Here is a 22,371-nt window from a genome sequence, read left to right on the forward strand (position 1 = left end):
CACAAAGTTGTAAGGCGCAGATTGGTCCCGTTCAAACCTGATCGTCCGGGTTTTATCCGGAAATCACGCCCCGCACGGCGCCGTCGCGGAAAAAGAACTGTTTCGCCTTCTCAACTGACAGGTTTATGTCAGTTGGTAGAGGATAAACTCTGCAAAACCACGGGATCCAACCATGCGCCGTACTGACCGCCTTTTTGCCCTGATCCAGATCCTGCGGGATGGACGCCTACACAAGGCCCAGGATATGGCGGCGACTTTGGAGGTTTCCCAACGCACGATCTACCGCGACATGGACACGCTGGTCGCCTCCGGCGTGCCGGTTCAGGGTGAGCGCGGCGTGGGCTACATGATCACGGCACAGATCACCCTGCCCCCACTCAACCTCACAGCCGAGGAGTTGGAGGTGCTGCATCTTGGCATTGCCGTGGTCGAAGAAGTGGGCGATCCGGATTTGAAGGCCGCCGCCAAAAGCTTGTCCTCCAAGGTGGATGCGGTTTTGCCCGAAGGAACGCGCAAACCGCCCGAGGGCTGGGGCTTTGCCGTCTATCCCTTCATCGAAGGGTCAAACGCGTTTCACCTGATGCCCGGGATCCGCAACGCGGTGCAGACCCGCCATAAGCTGAGCCTGACTTATCTTGCCGCCGATGATATCGAGACCCGCCGCTATATCTGGCCGCTCAACCTGGAATATTGGGGTAAGGTCTGGACCTGCACGGCCTGGTGCGAGTTACGGCAGGATTTTCGCGTCTTCCGCGTAGACCGGATCAAGCAGTTGAAAACCTTGGACCAGTCGTTTCCGGATATGCCCGGTCGCCGCTATGCCGACTACCTTGCCACCTTGGCGGACAAGGCTGTCACGCCTCCGCCGGAAACACATGGCACCGATCCCGGCGAAGGCTAAGCCATAGGGCATGGCCGGGCTTGGGCAGGAACACGTTGGGCACGGTCGCCGTGATCAGGCTGCCATCATGGTCCATGCGAAACTCAACGAGGCTCTCGGATCCCATGAACCGCGCCCGCTGCACGATCCCGCGCGCCGGCACACCGTGGGTCTTTGACGGAACAGGCCCGACACCGGCCCGGTCAAAATCGATGGTCAGATGCTGCGGGCGCACAACGATTTCAACCCCATCCCCATCGCCCAGGCCCGGTGTCAGGAAACCGCCGAAGGCCGTCTCTACGAACCCACCGCGAACCTCGGCGCGCAACACGTTGATATCGCTGAAAAATGCCGCTGCATCCTTGTCAACCGGATAGGTGTAAACCTGATAGGGTGCCCCTTGCTGGACAATCGCCCCATCGCGCATCAAGGCGATCTCATCCGCCATGCGCATCGCCTCATCCGGCTCATGGGTGACGAGCAGAACAGCAGTGCCTTCTTCCTTCAACAGCGCCAGGGTTTCGTCCCGGATCCCGTCGCGTAACCGGTTGTCGAGGCCGGAAAACGGCTCGTCCATCAACATGATCCGGGGTTTCGGCGCCAGGGCGCGGGCCAGGGCCACGCGTTGTTGCTCCCCCCCCGACAGTTCATGGGGGAAGTTTTCGGCATAATGCGCCAATCCAACCCGCTCCAGCAATTCGGTTGCACGGGCTGTCTGGTGCTGCCGACGACCGGTCAGACCAAAGGCCACGTTTCGCAGAACGGTCAGATGGGGAAACAGGGCGAAGTCCTGGAACATCAGACCGATGGATCGCTGCTCTGGCGGGATATGGGTCTGGCTGTCTGACAGAACAGTGCCATCGACGTGAACAGCGCCCGCATCAGGGCGCTCGACCCCGGCCACCATGCGCAGGGTGGTGGACTTTCCGCAACCCGACGGCCCAAGAAGGCAGGTGATCTGACCAGCTCGCAACCTCAGGCTCACCTGATCTACGATAGCACGCCCTTCGATCAAGCGGGTTAAGCCGGTGATCTCCAAGCGGGCCGGGGCGGCGGCGGAAACAGAGGCGACGTGCTGCATTCTAATCCTAGCGAAAGACTAAGGTGATGTAGCAACCCTGCCCCAAGGCCACAAGGCAGACGGTGATGCGGTGCCGGGCCTCCATTGGAGGCCGGGGCCGCGGGAGGGCAGCCTTCAGGCTGCTTGAGCGCGGCCACCCTGCCCTCATCAGATCGTGGCGTTGGTCGCCCCGCCATCGACCAGGATGTTCTGCCCCACAATGAATGCCGCCTGACTAGAGCACAAAAAGGCGCAAACCGCACCAAATTCCTCTGCGGTCCCATAACGGCGCGCCGGGATCGTGGCTTCCCGCCGCGCGCGGGCCTCCGCCATGGAGATCCCCTGGGACTGAACCACACCCGTATCGAGCGAGACGGCCCGATCCGTGGCATGGATCCCCGGCAGGATGTTGTTGATCGTCACGCCATGGGGCGCCACTTGCCGTGATGTACCGGCCACATAGCCCGTCAATCCCGTGCGGGCGGCGTTTGACAGCCCCAAAGCGGGGATCGGCGCCTTCACGGATTGCGAGGTGATGTTTACCACACGGCCCCAACCACGCTCCATCATGGCGGGTAGAACCGCCTTCATCAGCGTGATCGGCGTCAGCATATTGGCATCCAATGCGGCGATGAAATCATCCCGCGTCCAATCGCTCCACATCCCCGGTGGCGGCCCACCGGCATTGGTCACAAGGATGTCTAGATCGCCCGCCGCTTCCAGCACCGCCGCTTGCCCATTCTCGGTGGTGACATCCGCCGCCACCTCTGTCACCTCAACGCCATGGGTGTCCCGGATGGCCGCGGCCGTTTGTGCCAATGTCTCAGGCGTGCGCCCGTTCAGGACGAGGGTCACCCCCGCCGCCGCCAACGCCTCCGCACATCCCCGGCCCAACCCTTTGCTCGACGCGCATACCAGGGCGCGCTTGCCCGACAATCCCAAATCCATGCTGATCTCCCGCTAAACCACCAGCTCGCCTTAGCAGCCCGCTACACTGACCGGTAGGGCATCGATCAGAAATCGCGGTTCTGATACGCTTCTAGGGCACGTTTACGCCCGTCTTCCGGGGATACGATCGGGGCCGGATAGGCATCTTCTGGTGACAGACCCCAGGATCGCGGGATCGCATCGAAATAAGACATCGCAGTCTCTGACGGGTTCGATTTCCCTTCCGCGATCCAGGCATCGACATAGGCGCGGGTCTTGTCGAATTTGTCCAATTGGGTCACCGGGTTGAATACCCGGAAATAGGGCGTGGCATCGGGCCCCGACCCCGCCGACCATTGCCATCCCATGGCATTGCTGGCGGGATCCCAATCGGTCAGACAGTCCTCGAACCAGCGCATTCCGATCTTCCAATCCACCATCAGATGCTTGGTCAGATAAGAGGCCACGATCATACGGCCCCGGTTGTGCATCTTGCCCGTGACATACATCTCTCGCATCGCCGCATCGACAAATGGGATACCGGTGCGACCCTGTTTCCAGGCGATCACATCAGCCGCATCCTCATCCGTCGACCAGGGAAAGGCCTGCCATTCCTCGCGCCAGTTATCCGACAGGATCCGCGGGGTATGAAAGGCGAGGTGATACGCGAATTCGCGCCAGACCAATTCCTTGAGGAAGGTCTCAGCTCCGGGCTTGCCATCCTGCAAGGCGCGATATCCGGCATGCCAACAGGTGCGCGGCCCGATTTCTCCCAGGCTCAGATTTTCAGAGAGCCGAGAGGTCCCATCCTCCGCTGGCACATCTCGGGTCGTGTCATAATCCGCCACTTTGCTGGCAATGAAGTTGTCCAGTCGCGCGAGCGCCGCCGCTTCACCGATCTGCCCATAGGCCCGCACGATTGCGGCACCTCTGTCCATCCCGGCGGCCAAGGCCCAATCCGACAGCGCATCCGATACGGGCCAGCCCTGCGGTGCCGTGACGTGCGAGGGGGGGGATTTCGGGTTCGCCACCTCGCGATCCTTCACCGATTTCCACATCGGTGTGTAAACCTTGAAAAAGCCGCCGGTCTTGGTTTCGACTGTCCAGGGCTCAAACAGTAAATGGCCGCCAAACCGTTTGGCTTCCAGTCCGGCATCGGACAAGGCAGATTTTACCGCATCATCGCGGACCTTTTCATCCGGTAAATATCCGTGACTCCAATAGACGGCCCCTGCTCCGGTTTCCGCGACCAGGGATTGCAGGACCTCCAGCGCATCCCCGCTGCGAAATATCAGGCGGCTGTCGACCTGGGCCAAACTGTCGGCAAATACAGCCAGCGCTTCGCCCAGCCGCCATTTCGGGGCGATGCCCAATCCGTCCACCAGATGGTCGCGAATGAAGACCGGGATCACCGGGCGACCCGATACGCAAGCAGCCGTCAGGGCCGGATGATCCCCAAGCCGCAGATCCCGCCGAAACCAAACGATGATCGGAGATGTTTCCCCCATAAATGCCCCCTATTCTTGATCGTGCCGGATTGGTCCGGCGCGTTACAAAACCTGATCTAGGGCCGTGATCAGGCGGTCAACCTCATCCGCGGTGGTGTAATGCACAAAGCTTAACCGCAGCACGCCATGGTCGGGATCGATCCCCATCGCCTGCAGCGGACGGCCTGCATAGAAATCACCGCCACCTGCCAGAATGCCCAGGGGTGACAGATCCCGGGCGACCTCCAGACCGGGCCGATCAAGGGCCAAGGCAACGGTCGGTGCCCGGTTCTGGGTCGTTCGCGGCCCAAGGATCCGGATATCGTTCCGCCCGCCTAAATAATGCATCAGCGGTTCAAGCAAGCTGACTTCGTGCTGGCGCATTAGATCATGGACCCACACACCCCGCGCTCCGGCATCCCGCCCGGCTTTCATGTGGTGATGGTAAAGTTTGTCGATGTAGTCGGCGATCCCGGCACAGGCTGCGACCTGCGCATGGTCCGGCCCGGCAGGCGTGAACCGATTGTAAAGAGTGCCACCGTTGAAGTGATGCCCCTGATTGGGCAACTGCGCCGCCAACATACGGCGCACCACCATGACGCCCTGATGCGGGCCGTAGGTCTTGTACGTAGAAAACAGGTAGATGTCGGCGTTCATGCGGCCCACATTCGGCAATCCATGGGGCGCGTAGGAGACACCGTCAACGCAGGCAAACGCCCCGGCGCGGTGGATGTGATACACCAGCCGGGCCGCATCATTGATCTCGCCCACCACGTTGGAGCAATGGGGAAAGCATACCAGCCTTACCCTGTCATCAGCCATCAGGGGAAAAAGATCATCGACGTTCAGGTGTCCGGTTTCCGGGTCGATCTGCCATTCCCGCACATCAATCCCGAATTCGGTCAGCCGCCTCCAGGGGCCCGAATTGGCTTCATGGTCCTGGTTGGTCACGACGATGGCATCGCCCACGGTCAGCATCCGCCCAAAGGCCTGGGCCAGGACGTAACTGTTCTGGGTGGTGGAGGGACCAAAGGCCACCTCATCAAAATTCACACCAAGGATGAGGGAGAGACGTCGCCGGGCTTCGTCCATCTCCCCCCCCGCAAGTTCAGAAATCGGATAGGCGCCGTAGGGCTGGACCTTACGTTCCCGGTAAAACCGGTTCAGCCGCCACGTTACATAGCGGCACGGGAACGATCCGCCGGCATTCTCAAAGAATGCCAGGTTGCGCAGGCCGGGTTCCTGAAAGGCCGGAAATTGCGCGCGTACGTAGTCCGTATCCAATTGCATGCATTTGACAGACTTCATGCCCCATCTTTAGGCAAGGCTCGCTTGCGACGCAGATTGTCGCGCCACCGACGCTGGGGTGCAGATTGCACCGCGACGCCACGTCAGAATGCCAGCGGGTGGCCGCCAAATGCCCTTTTGGGACGGGTGCGACAGGGGCCGGGCGACCAGCCCGCTTCGTTGGGCCGGCACCGGGTTCAAAACCAGGATCAGGCCGTGATATCGACCACGACCCGTCCCTTCACCTGACCCTTCAAGATATCAGACCCCAATTGCGGCAGATCCGCCAGCGTTGCGGGCTGTACCATCGCCTCCAGCTTATCCATCGGCAAGTCGGTTGCGATACGTTTCCAGGCTTCCACCCGGTTGACATAGGGCTGCATCACGCTGTCGATGCCCAAAAGGTTCACACCGCGCAGCAGAAAGGGGATGACCGTGGCCGGCAGAGCTGCGCCTCCAGCCAAGCCGACAGCAGCAACAGAGGCGCCGTATTTCATCTGACCAAGAACACGGGCCAACATGGCGCCACCCACGGCGTCGACACAACCGGCCCAGGTCTCCCCCTCCAGCGGTCGCTTTACGGTTTCGTTGATCTCCTCGCGGGCCACAATTTGCGTTGCACCGAGGTCTTTGAGGTAATCGACCGTTTCCGGTCTGCCGGTCACACCCGCAACCTCATATCCCAGATGGGCCAGGATCGCCGTCGCGACAGAGCCCACACCACCAGCGGCACCGGTCACCAGAACCGGCCCGTGATCCTTTTTCATTCCCTGTGCTTCCAGCGCCATGACGGCCAGCATTGCTGTAAATCCAGCTGTGCCCACGGCCATGGCTTGTCGCGTCGTCAGCCCATCGGGCAGTGGCACCAGCCAGTCCGCCTTGACCCGCGCTTTTTCGGCATAGCCGCCCCAATGGGCCTCGCCCACGCGCCAGCCGGTCAGCACCACCTTATCGCCGGGTTTGTAGCGGTCATCGCCAGACGCCTCGACCGTGCCCGCAAAATCGATGCCAGGAACATGGGGATAGTTGCGCACCAGACCGCCGCCTGGGCCGATGCACAGCCCGTCTTTGTAGTTCACGGTGGAATATTCCACGGCCACCGTCACCTCTGCCTCGGGCAACCGGTCCTCGGTGATATCCTGGACAGAGGCGCTGGTTTTGCCCTCATCATCCTTTTCCACGATCAGTGCGCGCATGCCTGTCTCTCCCCGTTGTATTTCCGATTGATCGAACTGGCCCGAGATGTCGGGCCTGTTCTTGTCACACACTCACCAGAGCTTAAATCCAAAATGTCTCATGCACAGTCGCAGTCCGTTCACCTTCGGGTGTCACCACCGTCAGGGTCGTGCCTTCGTCCCAGTGGCTCATACGGACCATGCCAATGGCAACATTGGTATCAAAGTCAGGCGACCAGGCGGCCGATGTGATGTGACCTACTTGCTTTGATGCGGCCATCAAGGGCCAGACGCGGTCGCAGCCCGGCACGGGATCTCCGGCGATACTGATCGGGCGGATCTGGCGGGAGGGTTCGTCGGTCGCCACCCGCAGCAGCGCGTCCCGACCGATGCACCCAATGGCGGTTTGCACGTCACAGAACCGGCCCAGCCCGCATTCATGGGGGGTGTTGGCGCGGGTCATATCATTGCCGTAGCTCAACAATCCGCCTTCGATCCGTTCAATCGCGTTAGGGCAGCCGGCGCGCACGTTCAGGTCCTCACCCGCCTCCATCAAGGTGTTCCAAAGCGGCATGCCCAGATGCCCGCCTTCCACGTAAATCTCGAACCCGCCTTGCTTGGAATAGCCAGATCGCGCGATGACAAGCTCCTGATCCTCGAACGGGAACAGGCCAAACCGGAAGAAACGAACATTGTGGATGCTTTCGCCAAAGACGCGCTCCATCAGCTCATCCGCCTTTGGGCCTTGGATGGCGAGCGGTGACACATCGGGCTCCTCCACGATCACCTCCATTCGCAGGCCGTTGGACAAACCCTTGACCCAGAACAGCAAATCACTGTCGGCGATAGAGATCCAATAGCGATCCTCCGACAACTTCACCGCCACCGGATCGTTGAGCATGCCGCCCGTCTCATCCACGATGGGTACATAATAGCAGCGCCCCGGCAGCATACCGCGCAGGTCGCGCGGGGTCAGCATCTGCATCAGGCGTCCGGCATCGGGGCCGCGCAGTTCCACCTGACGCTCGACCGAGACATCCCAAACCTGCACGTGGTTTTTCAGGTGATGGTAGTCGGCCTCGATACTCTCAAACACCGTGGGCAAGAGCATGTGATTGTAGATGGTGTAGGCCTTCACACCGGCCGCTTCGACACCTTCGGAAAACGGGGTCCGCCGCAACCGGCGGGAGGGAGAGATAAGCGCCATCAGAGGCCACCTTTTAAAGAGCGTTTACAATCCACCGGCGGACGGCCAGTCTGCGAATATGCGGTGACACCGCAGGTGCGACATCGATATTCTTGAAGGCCGGATCGTTTTCCGGCGGTGGACCATCGACACGCTTTGCGGCGAAGGAGGCGATCCAGCCTGGTTGAAACGGCAGCACCGGCACGGTGCCGCCCCCAGCTCCACCAAAGAAAGCCTGCAACGCCAATCAGGACGGCCATCAAAATGGGCATCGTGGGGGCCTACACCGTGTCGGGCATGAAGGGCAGATCAGTGTCTGCCGTCTTCACCCCTGCCGCGGTCAGCATCGCATGGACCTGGCCGCGGTGGTGGATTTGGTGGTTGAACATGGTCACAATGCACATGGTCATTGACTGGCTGATCGGCCCATCGACGACCGCTGAATGCCATGTCAGGTCACCGCGCAGATGGATTGGGCGCAAACCATCGGCCCAGACGCGGATCTGGCCATCGGTGCGCGATCGGTCGGCGGCCCATTGGGCGACGGTCTTGCAGTGTTTGGCGGTGTCCTGGGCGGTCGTGATTTTACCCGCAGGTGGCGGCATATCCGCCAACCGGCTGAGCCACATTTGGTCACCCCAAAGCAAGTGATTGAGCGTGCCAAAGATCGAGCCGAAAAACGCGCCACGATCCTTTGTGACATCGGCAGGCTTCATGGACTGCACAGCCTTTGCCACCCAACCGTTTTGCCAGGCATTGTAGCGCGCCATGGTCCGGGCATAGTCGACCGAGATCACTTCCCCGGCCCTTTCCAGTCAATCGGGCAGATCTCAGCTGATTTGCCCCCAAAATCCCAAACACGGCCATAGTCGCGCACGCGGCTTTTCAGACCGACAGCCGCGATGATATCGGGCCCCATCCAGTATTTGGAGTTGCTGATCATCACCGGGTGATCGTCGCTGGCGCCCTGGATCATCTCGATCTCGCCTTGGATCTTGCGTCCGATGGTGATGGAGCGGCGGCGCCCTTCGCGGGTGATCTGAACTGGCGCGCGTTCGGCGCCGATGATCTCTGATACCAGCATGGTGAACAGACCGGTCGTGCCACCCGCCGCGCCGGAAAAGATCTTGAGGATCCCGTTATAGGCTTTCTGGGTTGAACGCTCGTCAACGTAGGCCGCGACCTTCCAGTTGCCTTCGGCCATGCGGCCCGGGATCTCGACCATCAGACCGACATTCAGACCATCCAGGCTTTCGCCTTCGAAATGGCCCGTATCGATGGCAATGGCCATCCAGGCGATGCAGCGCCCTTCGGTCGGAGGATGCTTCCCCAGGGAGACCACGCAGGGACAAAAGAGATCGCAGGAGCAATTCAAAAACAGCTCGCCCTTGATGGCCCAATCCGTGGGTTTCATCTGGCGTCGCTTGGCGTCACTATCCATCTGCTGCACGATCTTGTCGCGCACCTGAAGACGGTCTGATTTGGTTACCGTGGTCGCCTCAGCCATTGTGCCCCCTCAACCTAAAATGCCGCTTGTCTTGGCGGTGAGCCCGATGGCCGCGACAATCAAAGCCACGCCAACGGGTTTCGTAATATAAGCCCCGACTTGCGGCAGTTTTTCAAGCACCATGATCACCGTCGCCAGCCCCATCCAAAGCAGGCTCATGACCCCGCCGACAAAGCCCAGGGCCATGAAGCCCCAACAGCAGCCGGCGCAATAGGCGCCAAGGCCCAATCCCATGCGCGTGCCGCCTGCAAAACCCGTGCGCCAATGGCCCAGGAAATAGTGCATCGGCGCATGGCATACGCCGTGGCACATTTCCTTGATCCAGGTGAATTGGTACAGGCCCACCACAAACAGCAAGGCCGCTGCGATGTAGCCGGACCGCGCGATCCCCATCCGGTCGATGAGCCCCCATTGCGCAAACAAAAGCTGGAGGATCGTGATGCCAGCGGCAAAGGTCAGCCACACAGCCGAATAACCCGCCAAAACACCCAACCATCCCGGGCGGGAGCCGTCGGCGCTGTGGATCAGGGTATCATACGTCGTCAATGTCGGCACCAGCGTCGGCAGCATCATGGCCGCCATCATCACCGTCCACATCAGGAATAGCGGCCAAAACCGTGCCATGTCCTGCATCATGTCCATGGGCATCATCGCATCGGGTCGCACGGCGCCGACCAGATCCAGCCCCATGCGCCGCGCCATGTCATACAGCCAAATCCAGCTGGCCAGAATCGCCGCGAAAAAGCCCAGCCAAAGGGCTGAGCGCAACGGTACTTGGCGTGCCGAATTCAGCATATTATCCTCCCCCCTTGCGCACTGTTGGAATTTTGTTCCTGCCCTGTCAATCGGTGTCTCAGTTTTTGCCCCATCCCACTGGCGGACTACCTTTGCATCAACGGAGAACCCCATGATCGACATACTGAATATCGTTGCCGCCGTAATCACAATCGGGTTGGGCTGCTTTGGCTGGCTCGCCCCGCGCTACACCGCCAGCGCGTTGGATCTGCAGACCGGCGCCACAACGATGGGACTGTCCGAATTACGCGCCTCGGTCGGATGCCTGTTCGTGGCACTTGGCGCAGGCGCGATCGTGCTTGGCACGCCCATGGCCTATTTCATGATGGGAGTGGCCTATGCTGGCGCAACTGTCGGGCGTGGATCATCTGCCCTGTTGGATGACCCACCCAAAATGAAAGTGTGGACCTATTTTGCGATTGAAGCCGCCCTGGCAGGTTGGTTGATCCTTGCAAATTGGGGCGCAGTATCGGCGATCTAATTCAATCTGTTGAACCAGAAACGTCCGAAGAGAAATACCGCCAATCCGATAGTTGGTCTTGAATTTTGTAGCCTCAATACGTAGTTAGATAATGTCTTTCGGGACTATGGCGATAAACGCGCCCGTAATAAGCGGATCGGACCCGGGGGCGGTACCCGGCGGCTCCACCAAACATCCTTCATTAGCAGGATCTTGGGGCCGAAATAGGATCGACGGACGTCTAAAGGGGTTAGCTTTTGCTCGGCAGGACGCCACCGTTACCGGCTCAAGCTTTATAGTTGCTAATGACAACAAAGCTCCGGTTGCGCTCGCTGCCTAAGCAGTGCGCAAGACCAAATCTTAAGTCCTAGCCTCTAGCAAGGTTAGGCGGGGTTCGCAGGCACCTGGCAACAGAAGCCTGCATTTTTAATATTTGTGTGTTGAACTCAGACACACCCGAATTGTGGATACCGATTTGGGCAACTGAGCACTTGTTGAAATATGCACCCGTTGGACGTTGTGGGTGACCCGCGTATGCTGCGGCGCGCCCAATGCCACCGCTCCCGCATGATTGACACGAACCGCGAAAATCATCAAATGTCCCCCCCCGGGGTCTGTGCGAACACCCCCTTAGGCGGTCGCCCAAGTTTCGCATCCCTACGCTATGGAGGGATGCAATGATTGGGACCCTATCACCCGAAAATCTGTTTGCCGGGATCGCTCGTGACGCGCCTCCTGTTGTTTTAGATGTGTGCATCGATGCGGATTTCACCAATGATCCCCGCCTTATACCGACGGCCCGACGTTTGGCCCATGACCGCGTCGCAGACGCCGATCTGCCACGAGACCGACCGATCGCTGTTGTCTGCCAAAAAGGCAAAAAGCTAAGCATGGGTGCTGCCGCCTTACTTTGCGATGCTGGCTATCAAGCCGCGGTTCTGGAGGGAGGCAACGAGGGTTGGGATCGTGCGGGCCTGCCGCGGATCCCCGTGGCGGTCTGCCCAGCCAATCGCCGGTGGGCCACGGCACATGGCGACGCCCGTGACACGACGTTATGCGCGTGGATGATCCGGCGCTTTTTTGATATCGAAGCCCACCTGATGATCGTTTCGCCGGTGGACTTGCCAAATGTCGCATCCCTGTTCCAAGCCGCGCCGTTTGGCCCGACCGAAGGTGGTTTTGCTGCCCTGCGCACCAAGTTGATGTTGGATCAGCCGCTATTTGATCGCTTTGCGACCGCTATCCGGGCCACGCCGTGGATCTTTGGCACCGCGGCCGATCCCACGGAACTGGATACTGCAACCCTGGCTGCCACATTTCCGTTGCTTGATCGCGCATATACTTGGGCGGTTGACCAGACAGAGGGCGCAGCGGCATGACAGGGCAGACATCCACCCAACAGCCAGACCTGACCGATGTTACCCGCGTTTTCGGGCGGATCGGGCTGCTATCCTTTGGCGGGCCAGCCGCTCAAATGGCCTTGATGCACCGGGAACTGGTCGAGGAGCGTCCTTGGCTGACCGAGCGACAATATCTGGGCGCGCTCAGCTTTTGCATGCTTTTGCCGGGGCCAGAGGCAATGCAGCTGGCGACCTATGCGGGTTGGCGTCTGCGCGGAATGACGGGCGGTTTGATCGCCGGCGGCCTGTTCGTGTTGCCGGGTTCCGTAGTGATGCTGGCCCTTGCCCTGATTTACGGCAGTTATGGCAACCTCCCTTTGGTTCAGGCGCTTTTTCTGGGGGTCAAGGCTGCGATCCTGATCGTGGTCTTCCAAGCGCTGGCAAAGGTGGCTGGGCGGGCCTTGGGGTCTGGCACCGCATGGATCGTGGCGATCCTAGCCTTTCTGGCGCTGTTTGCCTTTGGCCTACCCTTTCCGCTGGTTATTGTCGCCGCCGCCGCCTGGGGTGTCTCTACGGCGCGCGGGACTACAACGGATGTGATTGCACCGCCTGCGATATCTGCTGCGCAAACGGCCCGAACTGTCGCACTCGGTGCCGCAATCTGGGCGCTCCCCCTGATCCTGACTTTCGCGTTCGACGCGCGTCTTTTGACGGAGATCGGGTTGTTCTTTTCAAAACTCGCCGTGGTCACCTTTGGCGGGGCCTATGCAGTGCTGACCTACATGACCCAGCAGGTCGTGCAGGATTACGGTTGGCTCACCACCGCGCAGATGATGGACGGGCTGGGCCTTGCCGAAACGACACCCGGCCCACTCATTCTTGTCACACAATTCGTGGGTACGCTGGCCGCCTTTTCAGAGGGAGGGTGGGTTTTTGCCTTGGCCGGTGCAACGATCACGCTTTGGGTCACGTTCGTGCCATGCTTCATCTGGATCTTTGCCGGCGCCCCATACATAGAATGGATCACCCACCAGCCCCGCCTGAAAGGCGCGCTTGACGGGATCACGGCCGCCGTGGTGGGCGTGATTGCCAATCTGTCACTCTGGTTTGCGGCCCATGTGTTTTTTGCCGATGTGGGGCGGTGGCAAGCGGGACCAGTCGATGTCATTTTCCCTAACATTGCCACGCTGGACCTCACCGCCGCAGTCTTGGGTGTTGTGGCCTGGTTTCTGCTGGTGAGGCTGAGAGTATCGCTCCCCGTCGTCCTTGCGGCGCTTTCCATCGGCGGAGCCGCGCTGTTGTGGATCCTGGGCAGCATAACGGGCACATTTTTTTAACGGAGGCGGGGCTATCATTGCCCCGCCAAAAGCGCGTATGGTCAACACACTTTAAAGAGGTTTGGACCTTTTCCAATGGCGGATACCATCAAATACGGCCAGTTGATGCACCATGCGATGCGGGGGCTTATCCAGAATGTGCTGTCCATCGTGGCGCAGGATGGTCTGCCCGGCGCGCACCATTTCTTTGTGACGTTTCAGACGACGCATCCGGATGTGCGATTGGCGGATTGGTTGCGCGACCGCTATCCCGATGAAATGACCGTTGTGATCCAGCATTGGTTTCAGGACCTGATGGTGCAGGATGAAGGCTTTGCCATTACCTTGAATTTCGGAGACAACCCAGAGCCTTTGTATATCCCCTATGACGCGATCCAAACCTTCGTGGACCCGTCCGTGGAATTTGGTCTGCGGTTCGAAAGCCAGGATGACGGCGAGACCCCGGTCGAAACCGACGAAGCGCCCATGGTCGAAGCCGAGGCCCCCGAAAAGGAAAGCGAGGCCGAGGTAGTGAGCCTCGACAGCTTCCGCAAATAAACCTGCAGTTGCCCCCATGGGGGCGTATCGTTACATGGCTCTCGACCCAGTTCCGGAGGAAGCCATGTCTCAGACCCGCACAGAAACCGATAGCTTCGGCCCGTTGGAGGTTCCGTCCGACAAGTACTGGGGTGCACAAACCCAGCGCTCAATCCAGAACTTCCCCATCGGGTGGGAGAAACAACCGGTCGCAATCGTTCGGGCGCTGGGTGTCATCAAACAAGCCTGCGCCAAGGCCAATACAGCGTCGGGGAAGCTGCCCGCCAATATCGGTGATGCCATTCAAGCGGCTGCCGCCGAGGTTGTCGCGGGGAAGCTTGATGACAATTTCCCTCTGGTCGTTTGGCAGACCGGGTCTGGCACACAATCCAACATGAATGCCAACGAGGTCATCGCGAACCGCGCGATTGAGGCTTTGGGCGGCCAGGTCGGTTCGAAATCACCGGTTCACCCGAACGATCATTGCAATATGGGGCAATCCTCGAACGATACGTTCCCGACGGCGATGCATATTGCCGTCGCCACGACCGCCCATGACGTGACCTTGCCCGGGCTTGCGAAGCTCCACGCCGCACTGGAGGCGAAGGTTCTGGAATTCGACGGTATCATCAAAATCGGGCGGACCCATACCCAGGACGCGACGCCCCTGACGTTAAGCCAGGAATTTTCTGGCTACACCCATCAAGTTGCCATGGGCATTGCCCGGGTGCGCCAAGCGCTAGGGCGGATCTATGAGCTGGCCCAGGGTGGCACCGCCGTGGGCACAGGTCTGAACACCTCCCCTGGCTGGGCCGATGACGTTGCTGCCAATATGGCAGAGATCACTGGCCTGCCCTTCGTCACCGCACCCAACAAATTCGAGGCGCTGGCGGCCCATGATGCCATGGTCGAGATGTCGGGTGCGTTGAAAACCGTGGCTGCGAGCCTGTTCAAGATTGCCAATGATGTCCGGTTGCTTGGCTCCGGGCCGCGTTGTGGCCTGGGTGAGCTGGTCTTGCCCGAAAATGAACCAGGCAGCTCCATCATGCCCGGCAAGGTCAATCCAACGCAATGCGAGGCGCTTACCCAGGTCTGCGCCCATGTGATGGGCAATGATGCTGCTGTTGGTTTTGCCGGTAGCCAGGGCCATTTCGAACTGAACGTCTACAAACCCATGATGGCCTATAACGTGCTGCAATCCATGCAATTACTGGGCGATGCGGCAGTGGCCTTTACGGATAACTGCGTTGTTGGTCTGAAGGCCGACGCAACCCGGATTGACAAACTGATGCGGGAAAGCCTGATGCTTGTGACGGCGTTGGCCCCGACCATCGGCTATGACAACGCCACCACGGTCGCCAAAACCGCGCATAAAAATGGCACGACACTCAAGCAAGAGGCCATTGCACTGGGCTTTGTCGACGAAGCGACGTTCGACGAGGTTGTTCGGCCCGAACACATGGTCGGGCCGAAATGAGCAAACCCATCAATCTGAACCGCGCCCGAAAAGCCAGGGCGCGGCAGGAAAAACGCCAGAAAGCGGACGAAAACGCCGTTATTCACGGCAGAACAAAAGCTCAGAAAGCAACCGACGATGCGGCACGCGAATCATTGCAAAAGCATCTTGATCAACAAAATCTGAGACCCGACAACTAGTTTTCCGAAACAATTCACCTATTTTTATGTCGATATCCTAACAAAACGTTACCCCAAACACTCCTGATCATCGCCGCACTAAGGACAGATTTGTTGTTAGTATGCATACGGGAAGAAGTGCACGGGTAAGAAAAATGCAATTAAAAGCTGAAAAAACGCAACTTGGCGTTCTAAGCGATTCTATGCTGATGAGGCAGTCAGGCGGACCATCATGGAAATGAGCCGTCCTCGCAAACACTCCCTCACCTTGGCTGGGCATCGTACATCGGTCTCGCTGGAGGATCCCTTCTGGCGCGCCTTTCAAGACATTGCCTCCGAAGAAGGTTTGGCGCTGAATGCGCTGGCCGCCCGGATCGACCGGGAACGGGGTACCAATACCGGACTGGCATCCGCCATCCGTCTTTATGTGCTGGCCCATTTCCAGCGGAAGTGCATGCCGCAGCAGGCGTAGAATACCTGCGCAGGTCTCATCCCGGCAGAAGGCAGGGATTATGGGACCTGCGCCGCGCATGTCACTTGAGATGCCCCACGATCTTTGGATCGGTCGGGGCATTTTCCTGTTGCAAAATCGATACTATAATCGGGGGTAAGGCATGAGACGACGACAGCCTCCGCTTACGTGATCCTGCCCCAATGCAGACATATCAGCCGATAGCGGCCATCCAGGGAAAGACCTCAAGCAGCCAAAAGGCGAACTGCGAAAACCCACCGGTGATCATCAAAAGGCCGACCGTCCACAAGAGCAGGCCCATAACGCGCTCGATCCGGTCCATGTTTCGCTTCATCCACGCCATGAAACCGGTCAGGCGGGGAAAGAATATCGCCACCAACAGAAACGGGATACCCAATCCGGCGGCGTAGATCGCCAATAGGGTCGTGCCCTTTGCGACATTGGCCTCCGATGCGGCAAGGCTGAGGATAGCACCCAGCTGGGGTCCGATACACGGGGTCCAGCCAAAGGCAAAGGCCAGGCCCAGAACGTAGGCCCCAAGGGCAGATCCCCCGCGGTCGCCCGCATCCAGGCGGGCCTCACGTTCCAGGAAAGGGATCCGGTAGATCCCGACAAAATGACCACCAAACCCCATCACCAGGATGCCAGCAAACAGGTTGAAATACCCCTGATTCTGCAAAAAAAACTGACCAAAGATCGATGCGGTGAAGCCCAAAAACAGAAAGACGGTCGATAGACCCATCACGAAAAACAGCGCCGTGATGATCACCTTGCGCCGGTCGGCCTGACTGTCCTGCATGTCTGACATGCTGACGCCACCCATATAGGCAAGGTAAGGCGGCACGATAGGCAGTACGCAGGGGCTTAAAAAACTGATGATCCCCGCCATCAGAGCAACCGCCATGGCAGGCAATAAGCCTGCATCGATAATGTCGAATCCGAACATGTCCGCTCCTAGCCCCGAGCTTCTGATAACCAATGATCCGGCCAAGGTCACTCTAACAGCTGTCACATTGACGTGCTGTTTATGTCACCTAGGAAATCGAGACACGGCCAGTTAAATATCGACGCTATGACATACCATGCCGAACTTGATGCTTTGGGGCTGCTTTGTCCCCTGCCCGTTTTGAAGGCGCGCAAGCGCATGTCAGCGCTGGAGGCGGGGCAAGTGCTTCGCATGGCGACCGATGATCCTGCGGCGCTGATTGATGTGCCCCACTACTGTGCCGAGGCTGGCCATGATTTGCTCGATCAACAGGAGGCGGACGGTATCGCCACCTTCCTGATCCGCAAATCCGCCTGAAAGCCCACAGCGCCGATCCACCCTCAAAAAGAAAAAGCCGCGGATGATATAATCCACGGCTTTCTGTTGGGTGTATGATCAGATTAACGGCCGAGTGACCACCAGCCCTTTCGCTTTGGCTTGGCCGGTTTCTCCGGCTCGGGCACTACCGCAACCTCGACCGGAGCGGAAGCCAGGGCCGGTTCACTGACAACCGCTTCGGCCATGGGTTCTGGCTGTTTGACGTCTGCCACCTCCGCAACGACCTCAGGTGCAGGCTGCTCAGCTTCCACTTCGGGGGCCTCAACACTGGTGGGCGTGGCCTTGGTTGGTGCTGGCTCTGCCGGTGTACTTTCCGTGGCCTCAGCTTCCGTCTTGCGCTTGCGGGTCCGGGTGCGCTTTTTCGGCGCCGGAGCCTCCTCACCAGCGGTGGCTTCCCCTTCGACGACCTCCGGTTTGTCTTCGGTCTTTTTGGCACGGGTGCGGCGGCGCGGTTTCTTGGCTGGCTTCTCCGCATCCTCGGCGCTGGTTTCCGCGTCCGCGACTGGCTCCGGAGCAGCCTCGGTTGGGCCACCCGCATCCGCCGGAGCGTCTTCGGCCTCGGCAGCAGGCTTGTTGGCATCGCCGTCGGCAGCGTCCTGCGTGTCATCGTTGGCCTGTGTCTCTGCATCCGCGCCATTGCCGGAACCACCCCGGCGACGGCGACGGCGACGACGGCGCTTTTTGGGCTGGTCCCCTTCGTCGGCAGCCTCGGTAGCCGCCTCGGGAGCGGCCTGGTCTTCAACTTCCTCCTCAACATCCGGCATGTCAGACGTATCGATAGAGATCACCGGCGCTGTGGCAACGACGACGCGGGTCGCGGTCTTGAACTTCTCGATGCTGAAATCCGGGCTGATCAAATGCGGATCCGCTTCGATCCGAACGGATAACCCGTAGCGCGCTTCGATCTGGGCCACGTGATCACGCTTTTGGTTCATCAGGAAATTACAGATGCCCACGGGCGCCTTCACAAGAGCTTCACGCGTTTTCTGACGCGTTCCCTCCTCTTCCAGTTGCCGCAGGATCGTCAGGCCAAGGCTGTCATCGGACCGAAGCAGACCGGTGCCATGGCAATGCGGACAGGGTTGGGTTGTCGATTCCAACATACCCGGACGCAAACGCTGGCGGCTCATCTCCATCAGGCCAAAGCCCGAGATGCGGCCCACTTGGATCCGTGCACGGTCGGTCTTGAGCTTATCCTTGAACAGCTTTTCGACCTTGGCGTTGTTCCGGCGATCCTCCATATCGATGAAGTCGATCACAATCAGACCGGCGAGGTCGCGCAGGCGCAATTGGCGGGCCACTTCCTCGGCCGCTTCCATATTGGTCTTGGTCGCCGTTTCCTCAATCGAACCTTCCTTGGTGGCTCGGCCGGAGTTGACATCAATCGCCACCAACGCCTCGGTCACGCCGATGACGATATAGCCGCCCGATTTCAACTGAACGGTCGGGTTGAACATTCCGCTGAGGTAGCTTTCAACCTGGTGCCGCGCAAAAAGCGGCATCGGATCCTGGTACTGCTTCACGTTCTTGGCGTGGGACGGCATGATCATTTTCATGAAGTCTTTGGCCGTCCGGTAGCCTTTGTCGCCTTCGACCAGAACCTCATCGATATCGCGATTGTACAAATCGCGGATCGACCGTTTGATCAAGTCGCCTTCCTCGTAGATCGGCGCAGGCGCCATCGATTTCAGCGTCAGTTCGCGAATCTGCTCCCAGAGGCGCTGCAGATATTCGTAATCGCGCTTGATCTCTGTCTTGGTCCGCTTGGCACCAGCGGTGCGCACGATCAGGCCTGCGCCTTCCGGCACGTCGATCTCGCCTGCGATGTCCTTCAGCTTTTTGCGATCGGCGGCGTTGGTGATCTTGCGGCTGATGCCCCCGCCACGCGCCGTGTTCGGCATCAAAACGCAGTAGCGGCCAGCCAAGCTCAGATATGTGGTGAGGGCCGCACCTTTATTGCCGCGCTCTTCCTTGACGACCTGAACCAGCAGGATCTGACGGACCTTGATAACTTCCTGGATCTTGTAGCGACGCACGCGGGGTTTGCGGCGGGGGCGGATCTCTTCGGTGACATCCTCATCGGCCACGGATTCGATGCTCTCGTCCCGTTCGCTGGCATCCAGAACCTGGGCGTCTGCGTCGTCATCCTCGCCTGGGGGCGTGTCGGTGGATGCGGGTCCTTCAGCGACGACGAGATCAGCGTCGGCCGTAGCGGTATCGCTTTCAGCGACCGCATCCGTCCCTTCCTCAGGTGCAGGTTCCTGGATCTCTGCCTCTGTTTCCGGCGCTGCCTCAGTCTCTGCTGCGGCGGCCTCGGGTTTGGTTTCGTCATCAGCGGCGGCTGGCGCACCGTCTTCAGCAACCTCGATCGGCGCTACCGGGTCGTCATTGTCAGTGTCATCGTCAAGATCGACCACATCCATTCCACTGATCCCACCGGACTCAGATGAGGCGACATCGCGGGTTTCGACCGCATCCTTGTCAGCGCTCTTGGCGGCCTTGGTGGACCTGCGCTTGCGGGCCGGTTTCTTTTCAGGCTCGTCCTCTTCAGCCTCTTTGGCGTAAGCACGTTCTTCGGCCAGCAAGGCTTCTCGGTCGGCGACGGGAATCTGGTAGTAATCCGGGTGGATTTCCGAGAAAGCGAGAAAACCATGGCGATTGCCGCCATAGTCCACAAAGGCCGCCTGCAGGGACGGTTCGACACGGGTTACTTTGGCGAGGTATATATTACCGGCAAGCTGGCGCCGATTTACAGTTTCAAAGTCGAACTCATCAACCTTGTTTCCGTCAACCACAACCACGCGCGTCTCCTCGGCGTGGGTGGCATCGATAAGCATTTTCTTAGGCATGTGATCCAATCACATCTCAAAGCACCGGCCCCGGGCGGGGCCAGCACGCGTGTGAGATGTTTTGTAAAGGCGAAACGCGCGGCAGAGCATCGGCCGATTGGCCTGTCTATGTGTCTGTTCATCGACGGCGCGCGTTGCATCGCGGTTCTTCTCCGATGCGCTGTCGCAAGGCAACTAGCGCATCCATTCAAATCCCAAACATGTTTTCGTCTGGGCGTTACGTCAGGCCCAGGGGGCCAAATCGGTCCGATCACGAGGCAGAGCCACATGCCCTTATCCCCGGTGATCAGAGAAACTAACCGGGCCCACCAACCGTATTGGCCGCCCGTCTGACAACATTAAGGTGGATAAGGACGGGATTACAATGGGCAATTCTGCAACGGTACCACCCAACCTCCCGGTCGCGGCCAAACAGCTGCTGTTCCGTCCCGCCATGTCGGACGATTACATCACAGAGTTCCCGGCAATTTCTGACGGAGGCCGTTCAATACCGTTCATCGAAGAACAAGATGATCTTTCCCGTCAGAGCCAGATTCACGTCCCACGTCCAGATTTTTGGTCGCAGCAATCTACCGCTGCAGAACGGGACGACCTTCCGCGATGACAGGCCGGATACCCACCGCAACGATAATAGCGGCCAAAGCGGCATCCAGTGCCCGGCTGAAGCGAAGGACCACAAAGGCACCCAGTAGATGACCGAAATCAAACCAAAAAGCACAAGTGTTCGGGTACAGCCGGTTAGCCAAACGGCTTAGAACGGTATCCTCTCTATCAACAGAACCGTCGACCGAAGACCACTTTATCCAAGGTAATCAGAGCGTTGCAGGCCGTACTTCGCCATTTTTTCGTTCAACGTACGGCGCGGCAGGCACAGCTCTTCCATGACATTGACGATACTACCGCGATGGCGCCGCATGGTATTGTCGATCAGCATGCGCTCAAATGCTTCGACATATTCCTTTAGTGGTTTGCCATCTGTCGTCATGACAGGTTGGCTCTCATCCTCTTCGGTCATCAGAAGCGAGGCAATCGTGCCCGAGCCACGCCGATTTTGCAGCACGGCGCGTTCGGCCACATTGATCAACTGGCGGACATTGCCCGGCCAAGGGGCCTGCAGCAACTGTGCAGCCTCCTGCGCACTGACCTCCGGAGCGTCACAGCCATATTCATCGGCAAACTGCTCGCTCAGGCGGGTGAAGAGCATCAGGATGTCTTCCCCCCGCTGCCGCAGCGGTGGAAGCGTGATCTTCATCGCGGCCAGACGGTAGAACAGGTCGGGCCGCAACGCGTCTTCACAGGTCTTGCCTTGCTCCTGCAGGTTACAGATGGCGACAATACGGGTTTCGGCAGGTGTGCCCTGATCGTTGATAAAGGTCAGCAGCCGGGCCTGCAACGCCGCACTCAGCGCCTCGATATCCTCAAGGCAAAGGGTGCCGCCGCGCGCCTCTTCGACCAACGGCAGTACGCTGGCTTCGGGATCACCCTCAAAGAGCTTGGTCGTCAGTTCCTCCTCCGTATGGGCCGCGCAAGACAGGATCACGAATTTTCGTGCAGCCCGTGGGCCCACCGCGTGCAGGGCATGGGCGGCCAGTGTTTTACCCGTGCCGGTTTCGCCGTCGATCAGGACGTGACCATCGGCCTGCCCCAGATCCAGTATGTCTTCACGCAGACGATCCATGACTGGGCTGGCGCCAATCAGCTTTTTCATCAAACCGGTGCCATCGGACAGCTCTTTGCGCAAAGCGCGGTTGTCCATGGCAAGGCGGCGGCGCTGGGTGGCGCGTTTGGCCAGTTCGGTCATCCGGTCCGGGTTGAACGGCTTTTCCAGAAAGTCGAACGCCCCCACGCGCATCGCTTCAACCGCCATGGGCACGTCGCCGTGACCGGTGATCATGATCACCGGCAGGCTGCTATCCTGCGCCATCAGGCGCTTCAGAAAAGACATGCCATCCATGCCGGGCATTCGAATATCAGTAACCACAATGCCAGGGTAATCCGCGTTGATCGACTTCAGCGCATCTTCGGCCCCGGGGAACACCTCGGTATCGAACCCGCTGAGCGCCAGCCACTGGCTGATCGACTGCCGCATATCCTGTTCGTCATCGACAATCGCAATTTTCATCGCTTTCGCCAT

General features: G+C 59.4%; 23 protein-coding genes and 1 other RNA gene. 11 read left to right on the forward strand and 13 right to left on the reverse strand.

Annotation, left to right across the window (positions count from 1 at the left end):
• Positions 1-172 precede the first annotated feature (172 nt).
• Positions 173-901 (forward strand): YafY family protein, encoded by a 729-nt coding sequence (locus IU397_RS09775; RefSeq protein ID WP_204412895.1) that lies wholly within the window; start codon positions 173-175, stop codon positions 899-901.
• Here IU397_RS09775 and IU397_RS09780 read toward each other — a convergent pair.
• The 10 genes from IU397_RS09780 to IU397_RS09825 form a co-directional block, all read right to left on the reverse strand.
• A complete protein-coding gene (locus IU397_RS09780; RefSeq protein ID WP_204412896.1) occupies positions 855-1,961 on the reverse strand; it encodes an ABC transporter ATP-binding protein in 1,107 nt (368 codons plus the stop codon). The two genes, IU397_RS09775 and IU397_RS09780, sit on opposite strands and share 47 nt — an antisense overlap.
• A gap of 147 nt (positions 1,962-2,108) precedes the next feature.
• On the reverse strand, positions 2,109-2,888 hold the full coding sequence (locus IU397_RS09785) for an SDR family oxidoreductase (RefSeq protein ID WP_204412898.1): 780 nt from the start codon (positions 2,886-2,888) through the stop codon (positions 2,109-2,111).
• A gap of 65 nt (positions 2,889-2,953) precedes the next feature.
• Positions 2,954-4,375: a deoxyribodipyrimidine photo-lyase gene (locus IU397_RS09790; protein ID WP_204412900.1), complete on the reverse strand. Its 1,422-nt coding sequence runs from the start codon at positions 4,373-4,375 to the stop codon at positions 2,954-2,956.
• Positions 4,376-4,417: 42 nt separating this feature from the next.
• The gene (locus IU397_RS09795) at positions 4,418-5,644 is read right to left on the reverse strand and encodes an aminotransferase class V-fold PLP-dependent enzyme (protein ID WP_204413345.1); all 1,227 of its coding nucleotides are present in this window, start codon (positions 5,642-5,644) and stop codon (positions 4,418-4,420) included.
• Between the two features lie 206 nt (positions 5,645-5,850).
• On the reverse strand, positions 5,851-6,837 hold the full coding sequence (acuI, locus tag IU397_RS09800; RefSeq protein WP_204412902.1) for an acryloyl-CoA reductase: 987 nt from the start codon (positions 6,835-6,837) through the stop codon (positions 5,851-5,853).
• Between the two features lie 82 nt (positions 6,838-6,919).
• A complete protein-coding gene (locus tag IU397_RS09805) occupies positions 6,920-8,023 on the reverse strand; it encodes a dimethylsulfoniopropionate demethylase (RefSeq protein ID WP_204412904.1) in 1,104 nt (367 codons plus the stop codon).
• A gap of 13 nt (positions 8,024-8,036) precedes the next feature.
• The gene (locus tag IU397_RS09810) at positions 8,037-8,249 is read right to left on the reverse strand and encodes a hypothetical protein (protein ID WP_204412906.1); all 213 of its coding nucleotides are present in this window, start codon (positions 8,247-8,249) and stop codon (positions 8,037-8,039) included.
• 34 nt (positions 8,250-8,283) lie between these two features.
• Positions 8,284-8,799, reverse strand: a complete 516-nt coding sequence (locus IU397_RS09815) for a DinB family protein (protein ID WP_370541649.1) — start codon at positions 8,797-8,799, stop codon at positions 8,284-8,286.
• Positions 8,796-9,443 carry a DUF1326 domain-containing protein gene (locus tag IU397_RS09820; RefSeq protein WP_370541654.1) on the reverse strand — a complete coding sequence of 216 codons (648 nt, stop codon included), beginning with the start codon at positions 9,441-9,443 and terminating at the stop codon, positions 8,796-8,798. Before IU397_RS09820 ends, IU397_RS09815 begins: the two co-directional genes overlap by 4 nt.
• A gap of 75 nt (positions 9,444-9,518) precedes the next feature.
• Entirely contained in the window at positions 9,519-10,304 is a 786-nt protein-coding gene (locus tag IU397_RS09825) for a DUF2182 domain-containing protein (RefSeq protein ID WP_204412910.1), read from the reverse strand.
• Between the two features lie 112 nt (positions 10,305-10,416).
• Here IU397_RS09825 and IU397_RS09830 point away from each other — a divergent pair, with 112 nt between their 5' ends.
• The 8 genes from IU397_RS09830 (at position 10,417) to IU397_RS09865 (ending at position 16,064) form a co-directional block, all read left to right on the forward strand.
• Positions 10,417-10,785, forward strand: a complete 369-nt coding sequence (locus IU397_RS09830) for a DUF4345 family protein (RefSeq protein WP_204412912.1) — start codon at positions 10,417-10,419, stop codon at positions 10,783-10,785.
• A gap of 54 nt (positions 10,786-10,839) precedes the next feature.
• Positions 10,840-11,189, forward strand: a transfer-messenger RNA (tmRNA) gene (gene ssrA, locus IU397_RS09835).
• A gap of 252 nt (positions 11,190-11,441) precedes the next feature.
• Positions 11,442-12,143, forward strand: coding sequence for a rhodanese-like domain-containing protein (locus tag IU397_RS09840; RefSeq protein WP_204412914.1), 702 nt, complete (start codon positions 11,442-11,444; stop codon positions 12,141-12,143).
• Positions 12,140-13,441, forward strand: a complete 1,302-nt coding sequence (gene chrA / locus IU397_RS09845) for a chromate efflux transporter (RefSeq protein ID WP_204412915.1) — start codon at positions 12,140-12,142, stop codon at positions 13,439-13,441. Before IU397_RS09840 ends, chrA begins: the two co-directional genes overlap by 4 nt.
• Before the next feature lie 75 nt (positions 13,442-13,516).
• Positions 13,517-13,978: an SspB family protein gene (locus IU397_RS09850; protein ID WP_204412916.1), complete on the forward strand. Its 462-nt coding sequence runs from the start codon at positions 13,517-13,519 to the stop codon at positions 13,976-13,978.
• Positions 13,979-14,042: 64 nt separating this feature from the next.
• Positions 14,043-15,434: a class II fumarate hydratase gene (gene fumC / locus IU397_RS09855; protein ID WP_204412918.1), complete on the forward strand. Its 1,392-nt coding sequence runs from the start codon at positions 14,043-14,045 to the stop codon at positions 15,432-15,434.
• Positions 15,431-15,613, forward strand: a complete 183-nt coding sequence (locus IU397_RS09860; RefSeq protein WP_204412919.1) for a DUF4169 family protein — start codon at positions 15,431-15,433, stop codon at positions 15,611-15,613. Before fumC ends, IU397_RS09860 begins: the two co-directional genes overlap by 4 nt.
• 211 nt (positions 15,614-15,824) lie before the next feature.
• Positions 15,825-16,064, forward strand: a complete 240-nt coding sequence (locus IU397_RS09865; RefSeq protein WP_204412921.1) for a ribbon-helix-helix domain-containing protein — start codon at positions 15,825-15,827, stop codon at positions 16,062-16,064.
• 193 nt (positions 16,065-16,257) lie between these two features.
• Here the strand turns inward: IU397_RS09865 and IU397_RS09870 are convergent, their stop codons facing one another.
• A complete protein-coding gene (locus tag IU397_RS09870) occupies positions 16,258-17,010 on the reverse strand; it encodes a cytochrome c biogenesis CcdA family protein (protein ID WP_204412922.1) in 753 nt (250 codons plus the stop codon).
• 126 nt (positions 17,011-17,136) lie between these two features.
• Between IU397_RS09870 and IU397_RS09875 the strand changes: the two genes are divergently transcribed.
• On the forward strand, positions 17,137-17,367 hold the full coding sequence (locus IU397_RS09875; RefSeq protein WP_204412923.1) for a sulfurtransferase TusA family protein: 231 nt from the start codon (positions 17,137-17,139) through the stop codon (positions 17,365-17,367).
• 83 nt (positions 17,368-17,450) lie between these two features.
• On the opposite strand, the gene IU397_RS09880 is transcribed toward IU397_RS09875, so the two are convergent.
• A complete protein-coding gene (locus IU397_RS09880) occupies positions 17,451-20,237 on the reverse strand; it encodes an Rne/Rng family ribonuclease (protein ID WP_204412924.1) in 2,787 nt (928 codons plus the stop codon).
• Between the two features lie 364 nt (positions 20,238-20,601).
• Between IU397_RS09880 and IU397_RS09885 the strand changes: the two genes are divergently transcribed.
• Positions 20,602-20,841, forward strand: coding sequence for a hypothetical protein (locus IU397_RS09885; RefSeq protein WP_204412925.1), 240 nt, complete (start codon positions 20,602-20,604; stop codon positions 20,839-20,841).
• Between the two features lie 195 nt (positions 20,842-21,036).
• On the opposite strand, the gene IU397_RS09890 is transcribed toward IU397_RS09885, so the two are convergent.
• A complete protein-coding gene (locus tag IU397_RS09890) occupies positions 21,037-22,371 on the reverse strand; it encodes a sigma-54 dependent transcriptional regulator (RefSeq protein ID WP_204412926.1) in 1,335 nt (444 codons plus the stop codon).

It is taken from the genome of Actibacterium sp. 188UL27-1 (assembly GCF_016901225.1).
Classification (GTDB): Bacteria; Pseudomonadota; Alphaproteobacteria; order Rhodobacterales; family Rhodobacteraceae; genus 188UL27-1.

Bases quoted from the DNA above. Each gene is read 5' to 3' on its own strand.
- IU397_RS09790 (WP_204412900.1), bottom strand. From the start codon at position 4,375: ATGGGGGAAACATCTCCGATCATCGTTTGGTTTCGGCGGGATCTGCGG.
- IU397_RS09820 (WP_370541654.1), bottom strand. From the start codon at position 9,443: ATGGATAGTGACGCCAAGCGACGCCAGATGAAACCCACGGATTGGGCC.
- IU397_RS09780 (WP_204412896.1), bottom strand. From the start codon at position 1,961: ATGCAGCACGTCGCCTCTGTTTCCGCCGCCGCCCCGGCCCGCTTGGAG.
- IU397_RS09870 (WP_204412922.1), bottom strand. From the start codon at position 17,010: ATGTTCGGATTCGACATTATCGATGCAGGCTTATTGCCTGCCATGGCG.
- IU397_RS09890 (WP_204412926.1), bottom strand. From the start codon at position 22,371: ATGGCGAAAGCGATGAAAATTGCGATTGTCGATGACGAACAGGATATG.
- IU397_RS09860 (WP_204412919.1), top strand. From the start codon at position 15,431: ATGAGCAAACCCATCAATCTGAACCGCGCCCGAAAAGCCAGGGCGCGG.
- IU397_RS09865 (WP_204412921.1), top strand. From the start codon at position 15,825: ATGGAAATGAGCCGTCCTCGCAAACACTCCCTCACCTTGGCTGGGCAT.
- IU397_RS09875 (WP_204412923.1), top strand. From the start codon at position 17,137: ATGACATACCATGCCGAACTTGATGCTTTGGGGCTGCTTTGTCCCCTG.
- IU397_RS09825 (WP_204412910.1), bottom strand. From the start codon at position 10,304: ATGCTGAATTCGGCACGCCAAGTACCGTTGCGCTCAGCCCTTTGGCTG.
- IU397_RS09850 (WP_204412916.1), top strand. From the start codon at position 13,517: ATGGCGGATACCATCAAATACGGCCAGTTGATGCACCATGCGATGCGG.
- IU397_RS09805 (WP_204412904.1), bottom strand. From the start codon at position 8,023: ATGGCGCTTATCTCTCCCTCCCGCCGGTTGCGGCGGACCCCGTTTTCC.
- IU397_RS09785 (WP_204412898.1), bottom strand. From the start codon at position 2,888: ATGGATTTGGGATTGTCGGGCAAGCGCGCCCTGGTATGCGCGTCGAGC.
- IU397_RS09880 (WP_204412924.1), bottom strand. From the start codon at position 20,237: ATGCCTAAGAAAATGCTTATCGATGCCACCCACGCCGAGGAGACGCGC.
- IU397_RS09775 (WP_204412895.1), top strand. From the start codon at position 173: ATGCGCCGTACTGACCGCCTTTTTGCCCTGATCCAGATCCTGCGGGAT.
- fumC (WP_204412918.1), top strand. From the start codon at position 14,043: ATGTCTCAGACCCGCACAGAAACCGATAGCTTCGGCCCGTTGGAGGTT.
- IU397_RS09885 (WP_204412925.1), top strand. From the start codon at position 20,602: ATGGGCAATTCTGCAACGGTACCACCCAACCTCCCGGTCGCGGCCAAA.
- acuI (WP_204412902.1), bottom strand. From the start codon at position 6,837: ATGCGCGCACTGATCGTGGAAAAGGATGATGAGGGCAAAACCAGCGCC.
- IU397_RS09840 (WP_204412914.1), top strand. From the start codon at position 11,442: ATGATTGGGACCCTATCACCCGAAAATCTGTTTGCCGGGATCGCTCGT.
- IU397_RS09795 (WP_204413345.1), bottom strand. From the start codon at position 5,644: ATGCAATTGGATACGGACTACGTACGCGCGCAATTTCCGGCCTTTCAG.
- IU397_RS09830 (WP_204412912.1), top strand. From the start codon at position 10,417: ATGATCGACATACTGAATATCGTTGCCGCCGTAATCACAATCGGGTTG.
- chrA (WP_204412915.1), top strand. From the start codon at position 12,140: ATGACAGGGCAGACATCCACCCAACAGCCAGACCTGACCGATGTTACC.